This window comes from Neobacillus sp. GCM10023253 (assembly GCF_042653105.1).
In the GTDB taxonomy this organism is placed as follows: domain Bacteria; phylum Bacillota; class Bacilli; order Bacillales; family Cytobacillaceae; genus Neobacillus; species Neobacillus citreus.
The window spans coordinates 45,262-61,515 of sequence record NZ_JBHSHV010000009.1 but is presented as its reverse complement, the minus strand read 5'-3'; the positions used below and the strand labels follow the sequence as shown (position 1 = coordinate 61,515).

At 39.4% G+C, this 16,254-nt stretch carries 16 protein-coding genes; 9 read left to right on the top strand and 7 right to left on the bottom strand.

Annotated elements, in window-relative coordinates; genetic code table 11:
- The first annotated feature begins 124 nt into the window (after nt 1-124).
- The gene (locus tag ACFPA1_RS13050) at nt 125-1,486 is read left to right on the top strand and encodes an aspartate kinase (protein ID WP_213145210.1); all 1,362 of its coding nucleotides are present in this window, start codon (nt 125-127) and stop codon (nt 1,484-1,486) included.
- A gap of 33 nt (nt 1,487-1,519) precedes the next feature.
- On the opposite strand, the gene ACFPA1_RS13045 is transcribed toward ACFPA1_RS13050, so the two are convergent.
- Both ACFPA1_RS13045 and ACFPA1_RS13040 read right to left on the bottom strand, forming a co-directional pair.
- Nucleotides 1,520-2,098 (bottom strand): hypothetical protein, encoded by a 579-nt coding sequence (locus ACFPA1_RS13045; protein WP_213145211.1) that lies wholly within the window; start codon nt 2,096-2,098, stop codon nt 1,520-1,522.
- 15 nt (nt 2,099-2,113) lie between these two features.
- On the bottom strand, nt 2,114-2,680 hold the full coding sequence (locus ACFPA1_RS13040) for a membrane-spanning protein (protein ID WP_213145212.1): 567 nt from the start codon (nt 2,678-2,680) through the stop codon (nt 2,114-2,116).
- Between the two features lie 158 nt (nt 2,681-2,838).
- Here ACFPA1_RS13040 and ACFPA1_RS13035 point away from each other — a divergent pair, with 158 nt between their 5' ends.
- Nucleotides 2,839-3,456, top strand: coding sequence for a TrkA C-terminal domain-containing protein (locus ACFPA1_RS13035; RefSeq protein WP_213145213.1), 618 nt, complete (start codon nt 2,839-2,841; stop codon nt 3,454-3,456).
- 36 nt (nt 3,457-3,492) lie between these two features.
- On the opposite strand, the gene ACFPA1_RS13030 is transcribed toward ACFPA1_RS13035, so the two are convergent.
- Both ACFPA1_RS13030 and ACFPA1_RS13025 read right to left on the bottom strand, forming a co-directional pair.
- A complete protein-coding gene (locus ACFPA1_RS13030; protein ID WP_213145214.1) occupies nt 3,493-5,052 on the bottom strand; it encodes a glycine betaine ABC transporter substrate-binding protein in 1,560 nt (519 codons plus the stop codon).
- The gene (locus tag ACFPA1_RS13025; protein WP_213145215.1) at nt 5,052-6,176 is read right to left on the bottom strand and encodes an ABC transporter ATP-binding protein; all 1,125 of its coding nucleotides are present in this window, start codon (nt 6,174-6,176) and stop codon (nt 5,052-5,054) included. Before ACFPA1_RS13025 ends, ACFPA1_RS13030 begins: the two co-directional genes overlap by 1 nt.
- 189 nt (nt 6,177-6,365) lie before the next feature.
- On the opposite strand from ACFPA1_RS13025, the gene ACFPA1_RS13020 reads away from it, so the two are divergent.
- The 4 genes from ACFPA1_RS13020 to ACFPA1_RS13005 all read left to right on the top strand — a co-directional run bounded on the left by ACFPA1_RS13020 (nt 6,366) and on the right by ACFPA1_RS13005 (nt 10,342).
- Complete coding sequence (locus tag ACFPA1_RS13020) at nt 6,366-7,043, top strand: M50 family metallopeptidase (RefSeq protein WP_213145216.1); 678 nt, start codon at nt 6,366-6,368, stop codon at nt 7,041-7,043.
- 113 nt (nt 7,044-7,156) lie between these two features.
- The gene (locus tag ACFPA1_RS13015; protein WP_213145217.1) at nt 7,157-8,410 is read left to right on the top strand and encodes a DHH family phosphoesterase; all 1,254 of its coding nucleotides are present in this window, start codon (nt 7,157-7,159) and stop codon (nt 8,408-8,410) included.
- A 258-nt stretch (nt 8,411-8,668) separates the two neighbouring features.
- Nucleotides 8,669-9,676, top strand: coding sequence for an acyltransferase family protein (locus tag ACFPA1_RS13010; RefSeq protein WP_378583542.1), 1,008 nt, complete (start codon nt 8,669-8,671; stop codon nt 9,674-9,676).
- Nucleotides 9,677-9,871: 195 nt separating this feature from the next.
- On the top strand, nt 9,872-10,342 hold the full coding sequence (locus ACFPA1_RS13005; protein ID WP_378583540.1) for a GreA/GreB family elongation factor: 471 nt from the start codon (nt 9,872-9,874) through the stop codon (nt 10,340-10,342).
- Nucleotides 10,343-10,420: 78 nt separating this feature from the next.
- On the opposite strand, the gene ACFPA1_RS13000 is transcribed toward ACFPA1_RS13005, so the two are convergent.
- Both ACFPA1_RS13000 and ACFPA1_RS12995 read right to left on the bottom strand, forming a co-directional pair.
- Nucleotides 10,421-10,942 (bottom strand): MerR family transcriptional regulator, encoded by a 522-nt coding sequence (locus ACFPA1_RS13000; protein WP_213145220.1) that lies wholly within the window; start codon nt 10,940-10,942, stop codon nt 10,421-10,423.
- A gap of 87 nt (nt 10,943-11,029) precedes the next feature.
- Complete coding sequence (locus tag ACFPA1_RS12995) at nt 11,030-11,947, bottom strand: MerR family transcriptional regulator (protein ID WP_213145221.1); 918 nt, start codon at nt 11,945-11,947, stop codon at nt 11,030-11,032.
- Between the two features lie 227 nt (nt 11,948-12,174).
- Here ACFPA1_RS12995 and ACFPA1_RS12990 point away from each other — a divergent pair, with 227 nt between their 5' ends.
- From ACFPA1_RS12990 to ACFPA1_RS12980, 3 genes are all read left to right on the top strand, one after another.
- Nucleotides 12,175-12,909: a polysaccharide deacetylase family protein gene (locus ACFPA1_RS12990; RefSeq protein WP_213145222.1), complete on the top strand. Its 735-nt coding sequence runs from the start codon at nt 12,175-12,177 to the stop codon at nt 12,907-12,909.
- Nucleotides 12,910-13,036: 127 nt separating this feature from the next.
- Nucleotides 13,037-13,384, top strand: a complete 348-nt coding sequence (locus ACFPA1_RS12985; RefSeq protein WP_213120585.1) for a hypothetical protein — start codon at nt 13,037-13,039, stop codon at nt 13,382-13,384.
- A gap of 754 nt (nt 13,385-14,138) precedes the next feature.
- The gene (locus tag ACFPA1_RS12980; RefSeq protein ID WP_378583536.1) at nt 14,139-15,641 is read left to right on the top strand and encodes an aminotransferase class V-fold PLP-dependent enzyme; all 1,503 of its coding nucleotides are present in this window, start codon (nt 14,139-14,141) and stop codon (nt 15,639-15,641) included.
- Between the two features lie 60 nt (nt 15,642-15,701).
- Here the strand turns inward: ACFPA1_RS12980 and ACFPA1_RS12975 are convergent, their stop codons facing one another.
- On the bottom strand, nt 15,702-16,235 hold the full coding sequence (locus tag ACFPA1_RS12975; RefSeq protein WP_213120587.1) for a YceI family protein: 534 nt from the start codon (nt 16,233-16,235) through the stop codon (nt 15,702-15,704).
- Between the last annotated feature and the right edge of the window lie 19 nt (nt 16,236-16,254).

Below are 16,254 nucleotides of genomic sequence, written 5' to 3'. Positions count from 1 at the left end.
CTCGTTTTTTGTAAATGTCCACCTGGAATGAACATTTGTACACATATAACGGAAAAAACACTTGAATAATTTCAAAATTGTACTAAAATTAAGTTTATATTTTTAAAAATTAGGAGATGTCAGAATGAAGGTCGTTAAGTTTGGGGGCTCCTCTTTAGCTTCAGGAAAACAACTTGAAAAGGTATTCCAAATTGTCATGTCAGATCCTGAACGAAAAGTGGTTGTTGTATCAGCACCGGGTAAGCGGAACCCGGAAGATATAAAAGTAACTGATTTATTAATAACATGTGCCGAAAAATCGCTGGCAAACAGTAATCCTGTAGAAGAAATTAACACCGTTCTAGCAAGATATCGGGATATTGCAGAGGAGCTTTCGCTTCCAGGAGAAATCATTGCAGATATCGAGGATGATTTATTCGCAAGATTGAACGGTGACAAGGATAAGCCTGATCGTTACATAGACCGGTTAAAAGCCGCTGGTGAAGATAATAATGCCAAATTGGTGGCAGCATTTTTCCGCAAGCGGGAAGTTGAGGCCTATTATGTCGATCCGAAAGAGGCTGGGCTGGTTGTAAGCCCAGAACCGGGAAATGCACAGGCACTGCCTGAAGCATATGAACGCTTATTTGCACTCCGTAATCAGCCTGGCATTTTAATTTTTCCAGGATTCTTTGGCTACAGCGAAGAAGGTGAAGTTTTTACCTTTTCACGAAGCGGCTCCGATATTACTGGTTCCATTCTCGCGAATGCTTTAAAGGCTGATTTGTATGAGAACTTTACGGATGTGGATGCCGTTTATTCCGTTAACCCTTATATTGTTGAAAAACCAAAGGAAATAAAGGAATTAACATACCGAGAAATGCGGGAGCTTTCCTATGCAGGTTTTAGTGTATTGCATGATGAGGCACTTGTGCCGGCCTTCCGTGCGGGAATCCCAGTTCATGTCAAGAACACTAATAATCCAAGTGCCCCAGGTACGAGGATTGTGGCTGAGCGGGAAAACACCAACGGGCCAGCCATCGGGATTGCCAGTGATAAAGGCTTTTGCAGCATTTATGTGAGCAAATACTTAATGAACCGTGAAGTAGGCTTCGGACGTAAACTTCTCGGGATTTTAGAAGACTTCGGATTATCATATGAGCATACGCCGTCAGGAATAGATGATATTTCTGTGATTTTACGAGAAAACCAGTTTGACGGGGAAATGGAAAAGGAAATTCTGCAGCGTATTAAAACAGAACTACACGCAGATGAAGTAAAGCTTGTCCATGGACTTTCTCTGATCATGGTAGTTGGAGAGGGAATGCGCCGAAATGTAGGGACAATGGCCAGAGCCTCCAAGGCCTTGGCAAAAGCCAAGGTTAATATCGAAATGATTAATCAAGGTTCATCCGAGGTTAGCATGATGTTTGGTGTGAAATCAGTTGATGAAAAAAGAGCTGTAAAGGCGATTTATGAGGAGTTTTTTACAGCGGTGACCGTATAAGTTAAAAAGCAGCCTTAGTGATTGGGGCTGCTTTTATCTTCCCTTGTTCAGTTTTATCTTTGTCCTTATCCCGGACCATATCGCAATCACTAAACCGCCAAGGGTGTCCGCAATTAGGTCGGTCATCGTATCCTTATTCCCTCCGCCTTGTAGAGTCATCCCCAAAAACTGGTCACAGCTAAATTCATAAACCTCCCATAGCACACCGCCGAGAACGGCAAATGATAACGTAAATAAAAACACAAACCAGGGAGATATATCTTCTCCGGCGGACCTGTGTATCAGCCGTTCATATAAGGCGATGCCGGCAAAAGCTAAAATTGCCCCGCTGACCACATGCATAAAGGTGTCCCACCAGCCGAGCCCATACCAGCCGCGAATAGAACCCAAATATTGTGAGCCCACTAAAAAAATTAAATAGGAAATGACGATGGGCAGATTAAATTGGAGTTTTGTAAATAACGCCAAGAGAAGCGGGATTGCACCGCATACAATGCCGCCTATGGCTACGGTTGATTTAAAGGATTGCCCCTGATTATGATAATAGACAGATAAAATTGCCATGAAAATTACGTATAATCCGCTTAATAAAAGGACAAGTTTTCGATTCATATATGCCACCCCAACCTACACAGTCTGTTTTCTAACTTTTGCATAAACAGCCACGAGAATACCCCCTGCAAGACCGAATAGCAAATCAAGCATCGTATCTTTATTCCCGCCTCTTTGCATGGTGTGCGTAAAGGTGATATCTCCTAAAAATTCGTAAATCTCCCATAGTGCACTGGCCAAAACGGATAATGAGAGGACGAAAAGGAAAAGAATCCAAGAGGAGACATCATTTCGAGCCTTCGTTGTAATCATATTCTTAAATAAGGCAATTCCCACAATCCCTACGTACACCCCTTTATAAAAATGAAGAGTGGAATCCCACCATTTGTAATGTAAATAAAAACTGGAGATTGACCCTAAATATAACGTGCAAAATAAAAAGAAATAATACCCTATGATAATGGGAAGGTTGAAGGGATTCTTTTTAAAACGCAATAAAAAAAGTGGAAGGGCGCTGACTAGTATTCCACCGAGAGCTACCTGCCATCTGGTTGAGTCCCCCTTCATAATGTATATAATAAATAGGACAGCCATAAATAAAATAAAAATCGTACTTAAAACAGCAAGAACCTTTCGCCACATAATTGCACCTCTTTACAAGAGTCCTGCCTGATATTATGCCCATTATGTTCCGATTTTACCCGAGTATGTATCCGGCACTCGCCAACAGCTTATTAAAAATGTATAGTAATACTGGAATAGATAGTAACTTATATTGAATAACTTTGTGGAGGCTTCTTATGCAAAGGGCACAAATACCGACATATGAACGAATCGCCATCGATTTAGCCAATCGAATTTACGATGGGGAATTTAAAGTTGGCGATAAGATTCATGGAAGATCGACATTGGCTAGTGATTACAAGGTATCTCCGGAAACAGTCAGGAGGGCCATCAAAATTTTGGAGGATGTGGAAATTGTCCAGTCCACAAAGGGAAGCGGGATTGTCATCTCATCCCGTGAAAATGCTTTTAAATATATTTCACGTTTTTCGAATCTGGCTAGCATTAAGGAATTAGAAAAACAAATGAATACACTTATGTTGGAACGAAATAAGCTGGATGACCAGTTGTTTGATACGCTTCGAAAAATATTGGATTATTCAGGGAAACTTCGTCACACGAATCCGCTTGCCCCGATTGAAGTAGAAATTCTTCCAACCTGCAGCCATATCGGCAAGACTATTTCGGATTTGAAATTTTGGCAAAACACTGGAGGCACAGTAATTGGGATCAAAAGACAGGGAGGCCTCGTAATCTCTCCAGGACCGTACGCGCTTATTCTAGAAGGGGATGTATTGCTCGTGATTGGCAGCGAGGAAACCTATGACAGGGTGGTTCATTTTATACAGGAATAAGAACAGGAGGCGACGTTTTGTCAGCCTCCTGTTGTTTTATTTGTCTAATAATCCCTCTTTTTCTAAAAATTCCTTCGCAACTTTTGCTGGGGATTGTTTTAGACTATCAACCTTATAATTTAGTTCCCTCATTTTATCCTCTGTGATCTTGCCGGCAAGGCTGTTAAGAACATTTTTCAGTTCAGGATGTTCTTTTAAAGTTTCCTCCTTGATGATTGGAACTGCATAGTAAGGCGGGAAAAAGTTCTTATCATCCTTTAACACATTTAGCTTAAAGGCTTCAATCAAGCCATCGGTAGAGAAAGCGTCAATAACGTCGCTTTTGTGATTGTCGAGCGCTGTATAACGCAGGCCGCCGTCAACGGCTTTAACGTCCTTAAATTGCATATTATACGTTTTGGAGAGACCGATTAATCCGTCTTCTCGATTTGGGAACTCAATTGTCGGTCCCATAATTAACTCGTTACTGACTTTGGCCAAGTCGGAGATGGTTTTCAGTCCGTATTGATCAGCGGTATCCTTACGAATAGCCAGTGCATAGGTGTTATTAAAACCAAGCGGCTTTAATAATCTAATCCCGTACTTTTTGTTAAATTCCTTTTGAACATAATCGTACACCTGTTCCGGATTATTCTGTGGGGGCTGTTTTAAAATATTGACAAGGCCAGTCCCTGTATATTCTATATATGCATCAATATCGCCGCTGTTAAGGGCGCTGAAGGTAACCTGAGAACCGCCAAGATTCAGCTTTCTTTCAACCTCTAAATCAGTTTTATTTTCAATTAAGTCGGCAAGCATATTACCAAGAATCAACTGCTCACTGAAATTCTTCGAACCAATGACAATTTTATCGCCAGCCTGGGCCTTTGAATAAACGGTAAAGACGCCGGCAATGACGAGAAGGACACTGGCAAAAGAAAGAATGATTTTTTTTGTTGTTTTTCCTGTTTTCGACGCAGACGATTGTTTTGTCTTATAAGATAGGGAGGTCTCAAGCTTTCCGACAATAAAGTCGATTAATAATGCAAGGATACATGCCGGAATCGCACCTGCCAAAATCATGGCATTGTCGACCGTTTGCACACCAGAGAAGACAAGATAACCAAGTCCGCCGGCTCCGACGAATGCGGCAATCGTCATTAACCCAACAGCCGTAACGGCTGAAATTCTGATACCCGCCATAATCATCGGGAAGGCCAGCGGCAGCTGCACCTTTCTCATTGTTTGACTCTTGGTCAGACCGATGCCTTTGGCGGCTTCCAGAATGTCTCGATCAATATTGGTTAATCCTGTATAGGTATTTTTCACAATTGGAAGCAGGGAGTACAATACCACCATTACAATGGCAGGGGTACTGCCGATGCCGATAAATGGAATTAGAAATCCGAGCAAGGCCAGACTTGGCACCGCCTGAATGACATTTGTAGTGCCTATGATTGGTTTAGAAAGCTTTGGCTCTCTGGAAATCAATATTCCAAGTGGAATTCCAATAACGGTAGCAATCAGAACAGACATGACACTTAAATATATATGCTGTCCTAAAAGTTCAAGGAGTTGGTTATAGTTGTTACTTGCATAGTTCCATAATTCACCCATTAAAAGGCCACCTCCATATCGATTAATTGGCTGCTTAGTGCAGATAAAATACTGCTTCTTGTAATAAGACCTGTTAACTGTCCCGTACTGTTTATAACAGGCACATAACCAATCTTATGTTCATTCATGGTTGCAAGAACGGAAATCAAATTGGCATCCTGTGATACTGACAGGACATTCTTCTCCATTACCCATTCAATTTCTGAGTTGCGGTTTAACAATTGAATTCCTTTCAAGGTCACCAATCCGATAAGACGATTATTCTTGTCAGTTACCAATAAACTGTCTACTTTGTTTTCCTTCATGATTTCAATTGCCTGCAGGACGTTCCGTTTGGCGGTAATTTTAACCGGATTTGGAATCATGATATCCTCTGCCATTAACAATTCAGGATTATTCCATACCCTGCGCTTGCCGATAAAATCGGAAACAAAATCATTAGCAGGATTTTTTAAGATGTTTTCTGGCGTGTCATACTGAAGAATATCTCCATCTTTTAAAATACAAATCTTGTCAGCTATTTTAATAGCCTCATCCATATCATGAGTGACAAAGATGATCGTTTTGTTTAATTCCTTTTGCATTTGGAACAGTTCATCCTGAAGTGATGATCGTGTAACGGGATCGAGTGCACTGAATGGTTCATCCATTAAGATAATGTCGGAGTTTGTGGAGAAGGCTCTTGCTACGCCAATTCGCTGCTGCTGACCGCCGCTTAATTCCTTTGGATAACGGTGCAGATACTCTTTAGGATCTAACCCTACTATTTCAAGTAACTCGTTCGTTTTCTTCTCAATAGCAGCAGGATCTTCACCCTTCAGTTTAGGAATCAACTCCAAGTTTTCCTTAATCGTCATATGTGGGAATAAACCCGTGTTTTGAATGACATAGCCAATATTTCGGCGAAGCTCAATCGGATTCACGGTAGAAATATCAGATCCATTTACCACAATCTTCCCAGAAGTTGGCTGTATCAGCTTATTAATCATTTTTAGCAAGGTTGTCTTCCCGCAGCCACTTGGACCGATAAAAACAACAAGCTGTCCTGCTTCAACTTTTAATGAAAAAGAATTTATAACTGTTTTGGATCGATATTTTTTAATAATATTCTTAAACTCTATCAATCTCATTCCCTCCTTTTTGGGATGTAACAACTTAATGTTAACACATAAGTTGTTGGTTGTCGAATCCTTTCAAAAATTGTCCAAAAGATATGCGGCTTCAAAATGGCGTGGTTATTGTTATTCTTTTTTAATTAATAGTGGTAAAATATAGAAAATAATGAAAACTTTTAAAACAGAGGAGAATGCCAATTGAGCTTTGTTCGTGAAAAATTCAGTGCGAAGTTTTTTCTTTTCCTCGTGACTAGCGTTCTGTTAATTCATATTCCGTTTATGGGGAATTATTTTCGGATGATAAATACATTAATTCATGAGTCCGGACATGCATTCGTGGCTTTACTGAGCGGTAATGTAGAAAGAATTTCGTTATTTATGAATTCTGAAGGTGCCACGTATAGTAATCAGTCCACTTGGATTGGCAGTTTTTTTACCAGTTTGGCGGGTTATACATTTGCATCATTTTCAGCCTTCCTTTTCTTTTTATTACTTGGAAGGAAAAAGCAGATACTATTGATCGATATCATATTGGGATTCATTTTTATTAATCTCCTTTTCTGGGTACGTAACCCATATGGAATCTTTTGGCTCAGTTCATTTGCTGCGGGGTTCCTGTTCCTGCTCATTAAAGGGAGCCAAGGATTTAGAGATCATTTATTGATGCTAATCGCCTCCATATTACTGGTGGATTCGGTTCAAAGTGCATATGAAATATTTTATATAAGTTTACTAAGCCCGCAATCTGCGGGAGATGCGGCGAATTTGGCGAATTTGACGATAATTATTCCCGCCCCATTTTGGGGAGCACTCTTTTTCTTTCAGGCACTCTGGTTTTGTTATTACGGTCAAAAAAGAGGATATTACAAAACGTAAGCTTATACTGGGGAATGGAGCTGGCTCTAATCGGGTCAGCTTTTCTAATGAATAAGAAGATAAAATAAAAACCAAAATATACCTTATGGAAAAAATATAGGATGGTGTATGGAATGGTCAAACTTTTTACTGATGTTGATTTAGATGGCCTTGGCAGCGGGGTGTTGGCAAAGCTCGCTTTTGGGGAACAGGCAAAAGTATCCTATTGCTCTTATCGTAATTTAAATCAGCGGGTCGAAGCTTTTATAACTAACCAAGAAAATAATAATGAAGAAACGTTCATTACCGATTTAGCTGTAAATGAAGAAACTGAGAAAAAATTAGCCGAAAGATTTCAGGCTGGAAAACATATTCAGGTGATTGATCATCATGTGACAGCGTTGCATTTTAATAACTACAAATGGGGTAGTGTCAAAACAGAATATGAATCTGGAAAAAAAACCTGTGCCACATCGCTGTTTTACGACTATCTAATTGAGAAGGGAAGACTGGATAAAAGCAAAGCGCTCGATGAATTTGTAGACTTAATCAGGCAGTACGATACCTGGGAATGGGATGAAAATAACAATATCAAGGCCAAACGCTTAAATGATTTGTTCCATATTATGAACCGGGAACAGTTTGAAGAGGAAATGATAAAAAGGTTAACGGAGAACAGGGAATCATTTGATTTTACCGAAACAGAAAACATAATTTTGGATATCGAGGAACAAAAAATTAACCGATATATCCATTCTAAAAGCAGGCAAATGGTCCAAACCTTTGTGGAAGATTATTGTGTCGGTATCGTCCCTGCTGAACAAAACATGTCAGAGCTGGGGAATGCATTAAACACGCAAAATCCACATTTGGATATGATCGTCCTTCTTAATTTGGGTGGGAAAAAGATGGGCTTTAGGACCATTCATGATGAAGTGAATGTCGCGGAGTTTGCTAAAAGGTATGGAGGAGGGGGACATCCGAAAGCTTCAGGGGCAGATTTGACCAGAGCGGCCTTTGAAACATTTGTTATTAATGTATTTGATATCTTACCGCTTAAACCCGATGCTGACCGCAATGAATTTAATCTGAAGGAGTCGGAAACAGGGAGCAGCTACCAGAATCATAAAGGGGAGATTTCTTATATATTCCCTTCTGGTGACGGGGAGTTTTATGTCTTTCATAACGGTGAAAAGGTCCCGCCGATGTTCTCGACCTTTATGGAAGCTGAGCGATTTGTTAAAAGAAGCTTTTCCTCATGGCTGCGGTATGACCGGGAGTACCTTGTAGAACTTTCCAAATACTTAAAGATATCAGAGAATGAATTAAAGGAAAACTATGCAGAAATTATCAGCAATCGGTTGGTGGATATCGTTGGAGGAAAATGAGAGCTGGACGTCCAGCTCTTTTTTCGCGTGGAGTAAATTATAGGAAAATCAGCGCAGGAGTATTTTATCATTATCTTGAAATTGTAATTTTATTGAAAATGAAAAGTAAATTTATAAACATGTTCCTGTAATGAAAAAATGGTAAGTTTATAAAAAGGTATTTTTTATACACCAAATGGATATTTAATTTTTTAAGCAAAAGTTAATTTTACAATATTAATATACCTTTTGATTGAATCCATATGATGAGGTGATATTATGGCTAAATCAAAAAGGAGTAAGTATTTTGATAATGCAAAGTTTATCTTAATGTTCTTGGTCGTTTTTGGGCATTTAATCAGCCCGTTAAAGGATCAAGATGGGTTTCTCTTCACGTTGTATACAGTTATTTACTTGTTTCATATGCCAGCGTTCATTTTAATCTCTGGTTATTTTTCTAAGGGATTCCAAAAGCCGGGCTACTTTAAAAAACTGACCATAAAGCTATTAATCCCTTATCTCTTTTTTCAGACCATCTATTCTGTGTACTACTATATGAATGGCAAAGAAGCTGCCTTTCATGTTGATTTTTTCCATCCCCACTGGTCGCTTTGGTTTTTATTAAGCCTATTATTTTGGAACATCTTGCTGATTCCTTTTTCTAGAATGAAATGGCTGGGCTTGGTCCTTGCTATTGTTCTCGGTGTGGCCATTGGTTATTTTAATGAAGCCGGCAGCTATTTAAGCTTGTCGAGAACATTTGTCTTTTTTCCATATTTCTTGCTCGGCTTTCTATTAAACGAGGGGCATTTAAAAAGGATTCTGAGAGGGAAGTATTCACTGCCGACGGCAATGGTCGTCCTCCTGGCTGCTGTCATTTTCTTTGGCCATTCCTTTCCTCAAGATGCTGTTTCCTGGCTTTTGGGTGACAGTTCCTATGCAGCAATGGGGGTAGAACACATTTCAGCCGGAGTATATCGGACTTTGCAATATCTCTTAACCTTTCTAATGGTGTTTAGCTTTTTAACATTTATTCCATCGGCACAGTTCAAATTTACTGAAATTGGAGAAAGAACGCTTTATATTTATTTGTTCCACGGTTTTCTCATTAAACCGGTCCAATCCGTTTTTCCGGACCAAGGGTTTAGTTCCATCTCGGGAGTCTATTTATTTCTTATTGGTTTTTCATTTATTGTCTGCTTGCTATTGGGCAGCTTTTTGGTTAAAAAATATACAAAACCGCTTGTTGAACCCAAGCTGCCGCTTACAAATGCTGGCGGCAAATAGGCTTCAAAGCTAAAAAGGCTATTCTCCATGAATGGCCTTTTTATATTGCGACTTTCAAGTTGAAATATGGTAATATAGTGCTAAGATCTTCCAAAAATATTTTGGAGGGTTCATTTTTTATGTGGGAGGAAGATAACATGAAAAACGCAACAAAATTTTGCAGGAAGTTTAATCCGAGTATGGGGGCTATCTACTATGAACCATAGTGGTCAGGCCGACAAGCAGTACTTCCAAAGACAGCTAGAGTATATTGAGGAAAATATCAAGGATTTAACTAATCTTTACATTTCCTCGACGCCTATTCAGGAAAGACTGAAACATTTTTTCAGCCTTTATGTTTTGGAGTTGGAGGAGATATTAAAACAAAACCAAAAAAATAGCTTTATAGCATCAATTCCAAAGGTTTATATTGGGACAAAGGTTACCGTTATGTATCTCGATGATCAGGAAACAGAGGAATATGTTATTTGCTTTCCGGAGGAGTCTGACCCTGACAAAGGCTTTATATCCTTTTTATCCCCAGTCGGCAGACAGCTTCTTTTAAAAAATATCGGGGAAGAATTATCCTTGAAAATTCCGACAGGAGAACTTGGTGTCAGCATTAAGGAAATCTCGTACTTTGGGGGTCTGCTGGAATTCGATACACAGCAAACAAAAGAGGCTTAAACATGCATGCTTTTGAAAACGTTTTATAAGAGAACGACCGAACGTTTGAGGACCGCGTTCGGTCAGTTTAATTGATAATCAAAAGCCAAATAGGGAACTAACAAAATTCTTCTTTTTTCTTTTTACCTTACTGTTTTCTAAAACTAACGGTTTTTCGGCAGGTGCCGGTCCTTTTAATTTGGTTACCTCGTTTTGAAGCTGTGCAACCTGTTTCTCCAAGCTACTCACAAGATTTTGCAGTTCTTCAATCTCCCTGCGATGCTGGAGGAGTTGATAGGAGGCAACAGAATCCGCCTTCGAATGTAAACCAAGCTCTAATTCCTTTACCTTGGCATACAGCTTTTCCAATGCCTCACCGTTTTCGACCGCTTTCACTGTCCCTTTGCGTGGACTTTTCTTTTCCTTTTCTTGGCTGATATCTTGCAATAAGGTTCCGTTCTGGAGCTGTTCGTGGATATTTTTAAACAGTTCAATATCCTCATCTTTAAAATGATAGTGGCCACGCTCATTTCGTTCCATTGGCAGTTCAAGCTGTTTTACCCAGCGCTGAATTGTGCTAATTGAAACACCCAATAATTTTGCAGCCTCTGCTGTATTCATGACAATCCCTCCATTTTTAAAAATGACCGAAAACCTTGATATCCAACGAAAAGAATCAGCGTTAATGAAGATTCCCGTATCTTAAATTTAACTCCAAAATTTCCACCACTTTTTTTCCTTTGCCGCGGCAACCTCTCGATAGTTTGCCAGCATTTGTTGAAACGCGGCTTCCCTTTGCTGGACTTCATGACGGTATTGCTCACGGTCATCCATAAGGAATTCACGTTCCTTTGCGATTTCGTCAGCCAAATTGGAAATTTCATTATTGGTTTGGTCGATGTAATTTGATAGCTTATCTGAGGTTTCGACAACCTGTTTTGTGAGGGAATAAACTTCATCAGCAGTTTCGATGGTGACATTCTTGATGTTGGATGATAAATATCTCAACTTATCTGAGGTTTCCTCCGAAGCTTTCGAAATGGTCTCGGAGAGTTCCTGAATTTGCTCTTTTGTGTTTTCTGAAGATTTATAAATGGAATCCTGCACGGATTTAACGGTTCTAAGCGTACCGTTTGAAATCTCCTTTTTTACCTCAGTTAATATTTCTTTTCGTACAACACTTCTAATTTCCTCTTTAACCTCATTTAAGAAGTTTTTCTTATAGGCATCCATCACCTCGAAAAATAAATCAGCATTCGATAAGCTGTTTTCGTTATCAGGGATAGAAGGCTGTTTGGTTAAATGGGTAACCATTTCGAATGTGACTGGCTCCGGGGGAGATATAAACTCAATATCAGCATCAGCGGCTGTTTCCTCGGGCTCCGTATCATGATTGGCGATGGATTGTTTTAGCAGCGCATCCCGAACTGCTTCTTTCCCGATCTTTTTAGCAAATAGTTCCTTTACTTCGGTTAATTGGTTAATCTCAACATCTGTATAAATTCTTGCCCCTTGTTTTGATCTGGAAATATGGAGTATTCCTGTTAATTCCTTCTCCCATTGCCGGATGATGCCAGGTGCAGTATTTATTTTTTTGGAAACTTCTTTAAGTGTATAAGACTTCATGAGAATCATTCCTTTCTATTTATCTCGGAAAGAATTTTATGAGTTCGATACTAAGATATTCACCATCAGATATGGTTTTTTCCTGCCGCTTGACAAAAGCTATCAAAACAAGACGAAAATCTTGAAATAGTAACATATTATTGCAAATTGAGCGGTTTGATGAGAAAAGGATGAAGGAAGAAATGTGTGGAATAATAGTGAATAAACATTTTTTGAAGAGGGATTGTATGAAAAAATTTCTGTTAGCAGTTTCCTATTTATTACTATTAGTTTTTCCTGACCGGGCAATGGCAGCAAAAAAAGTGCCAATCCTAATTTATCACTCCATTGAGGAATATAGCGGTCATGGGCAAAAGGAGCTTTATGTAAGACCAGAGAATTTTGAAAAACAAATGACATATTTGAGAGATCACGGTTTTACATTGCTGACCTTTGAAAGATGGGCTGATCAGGAGAAGGTTGACAAGCCAATCTTTATCACCTTTGATGACGGCTATAAAAATAATCTTAATGTTTATTACATTTTCCAAAAATTGGAAACAGAAAGATTTAACCCAACAGGTACATTCTTTATTATTTCTGATTTTATTGAGCGTCCCAATCGATTATCCCCATCGGATTTAAAGATGCTAGCCAGTTCAGGGCTCATTTCTATTCAATCACATACAGCAACACATCCTGAATTATCTAAAATAGCTGATTACGAGTATGAATTAAACCACTCAAAGAAAAAAATCGAAAAAATTACGGGTAAATCGGTTATTGCTCTCTCATATCCATTTGGAGATTTCGATGAAAAAGTAGTGGAGGAAACAAAGAAGTATTACACCTATGGACTAACCACTACTCCAGGGCCTTATACAAAAACCGGAATAAAAAATGAACTATATCTACTGCCAAGGACGTATATTAAATATTCAACCACGCTAGAAGAGTTTGCGAAAATCGTGGAGGCTAAATAAACGGTTACGTGATTTCCTAGTAATCGTTTTTTTTTACGCTTGAAAAGGGTTTGTAATTTTTCCGAAACTTCCATGTAAACTAACATCGCTATAATAAATTAAATAAGGTAATAGAGAAGGTGTGTTTATGGAAGAGACAATGGTCAAGTCCTATCTGCAGAAATCATTGGAAGAGTGGAAGCAAGATATTTTAGTGGTGCTAGAAGAAATTGAAAAGGAATATGAGGAAGTATCTCAGGAATTAAAAGTCTATACCTATAAATACGGAATAACCAAGCAAGTGATTCAATCCACAGTAAACGAGGAGTTAATTGATAAAATCCGTGAAATGTATCATAAGCCGTTTGAAGAAAGCTATAATCAACTAAAAGAATACATACGTGACCTAGAGGAGAAAAAACGTGTCTTTCAAATGTTTACCCAAAAAATTGACGAAGTCAATCGGAAGGAATCCACAAAGGTCACTACTTATTAACAATAAACAAAGTAGCAAATACAGGCTGTTCAGATTGTCGAGAAAGGGTATTTTTCTCGGCAATTTTTTATGTTCTAACACCTATATTTTCGATTGTCCCTGCTAATGGGCCTGTTGATTTCCGCTCCGGGCACTCGCTTTCCGCGGGGAGGTCCTGAAGCCTCCTCGGCGCTGATAGCGCCTGTGGGGTCTCCAGTGACCTCTTTTTCCCGCAGGAGTCGAGTGCCCTCCGCTCCAATCAACAGGGAGGCAATTAACCTAAAGTATTGCAACAAACTATTTCTAACTTTGAAATTTGTACTTTAATCTTTAATAAATTTTGGCAAGTTGTAGAAAGGAGTTTGTTCATATGCAATAACATAACTAGACCCATTTGGTTTTAATAATTTATTCACCTTTTATTTTTATTTGCATTGTGAGTTGAAGGTCTGTATTGAATACACCTGTTGATTGGCGCGGAAGGCACGAAGACTCCTGCGGGAGTACGGGACAGGGGAGACCCCGCAGGAGCTTTAGCGACGAGGAGGCTTCCCGGCACGCCCGCGGAAAGCGAAGTGCATAGAGCGCCAATCAACAGACTTGTTGAAATAACGAAGTTGTTAAAAATCGTGAATAAGATAAAAATTTATCGATAGTTATTAGACAGCCTGAGCAGCCAAAATAGGCTGCTTTTAATATAGAACGAAACCAAGACCCATGAAAAAGCTTCTCGCATATACTGGTTATCAAGACTTTGTGTTGAGGTGGAATTGACATGATTACCGGTAAAATTGGCAGCAAAACCTTTCGCATTCCTGATAACCTCGAAACCTATTTTCAAAGCTTCCGTGACCACGTAATTGGAATTGATCATGAATTTGACTCTCCATATGGCAAAAAGAAGATTATTTATGGTGACTGGACAGCAAGTGGACGTCTTTACCGGAAAATTGAGGAGAAAATTACAGAAGTTTTTGGTCCTTATATGGCCAATACCCATACAGAATCAAACATAACTAGTTTAATGATGACAGGGATGTATAAACAAGCAAAGAAAATCATCAAGGAGCATGTCCGTGCTGATAAATATGATGTGGTTCTCTTAGACGGTTTTGGGATGACCTCTGTGATTAATAAATTTCAAAGAATGCTGGGGCTGCGAATACATGAACAGTGGAAAAAACGCTTAAACCTGCCTGAAAAAGAGAGGCCGATTATTTTTCTAACCCATATGGAGCATCATTCGAATCAAACGTCTTGGCTTGAAACAATTGCGGATGTTGTCATGATACAGCCTGACAGAAATGGAAATGTTGATATTTCCCATTTAGAACAGCTTCTAAAGCGATATGAAGACCGTCCGTTAAAAATTGGTTCGTTTTCAGCCTGCTCCAATGTAACGGGTATTCAAACGCCGTTTCATCAATTAGCCAAAATCATGCACGAACATGGCGGCCTATGTTTTGTTGATTTTGCCGCATCTGCCCCTTATGTCTTTATTAACATGCATCCAACTGATCCAATGGAAAAATTAGATGCTGTTTTTTTCTCGCCACATAAGTTTTTAGGAGGGCCGGGAACAAGCGGTGTGATAATATTTGATTCAAGGTTATATAAGAACAGGATTCCCGACCATCCTGGCGGAGGGACAGTTACATGGACTAACCCATGGGGAGAACATCACTATTATGATGACATTGAAACAAAGGAGGATGGAGGTACGCCCGGAATTCTTCAAGGTATTCGAACGGCTTTATGCATAAATCTAAAAGAACAGATGGGGATTGAAAATATTTTAAAGAGAGAGAAAGAAATGCTGCAGCTGCTGCTGCCGCGGTTAGAGGAAATCCCTGGGCTCCATATTTTAGAAGGTCATGTGAAAGACCGGTTAGGAATCGTTTCCTTTTACGTCGAAAATGTTCATTATAATTTAATTGTCCGCCTCCTAAATGACCGTTTTGGGGTTCAGGTTCGCGGCGGCTGTTCCTGTGCAGGAACATATGGGCATTACTTGTTTAATATTGACAAAAAATCCTCACAGCAAATAACGGACAAAATAGACCAAGGAAATTTATCAACAAAGCCTGGCTGGGTGCGATTTTCATTGCATCCGATTATGTCTAATGAAGAAATTCTAACGTTTGTTGCGGCAATGCAGGAGATTGTTGCCAATATAGAAATGTGGAAACAAGATTATTTATATGATGCAGCCAGTAATGATTATTTTTATATGGATTTTATTCGCGAAGATTTGTCGCCGCTTTTTGATATGGAATGATGATAATAAACAGGTAAAAAAAGCTCTCCCAATACCAGGAGAGCTTTTTTTGCGGCTAGATTATTCAGCTTTTGCTGCTTGAATTTGCAGATTGATTTTTACTTTATCGCCAACAAGCACCCCGCCAGTTTCAAGTGCCGCATTCCAAACCAAACCATAATCAGAGCGGTTTAAAGTGCCTGCTGCACTGAAACCAACTTTTTCATTTCCCCAAGGATCTTTGCCTTGACCTTCAAAGGAAACAGCGAAAGTTTCTTGTTTTGTCACGCCACGAAGCGTTAAATCGCCGGTTACATTGTACTCGCCATCATCAGTTTTTTCAATATTTGTTGCTTTGAAAGTCATAGCAGGATAATTGGCAGCATCGAAGAAATCCGCAGAAACTAAGTGGCCATCACGATCTTGGTTGCGTGTATCCACACTTGAAGTTTCAACCGAGAACTCGATGTTTGCGGTTGTTAAATCTGCAGGATCTGCTTCGATATTGGCACTGAAGCTGTTGAATGTTCCTTTTACGTTTGCAATCATCATGTGACGAACAGAAAAGTCTACACTGCTGTGTGCAGGGTCTAATGCCCATTTAGTTTTAGTCATGTTAAAATCTCTCCCTTTT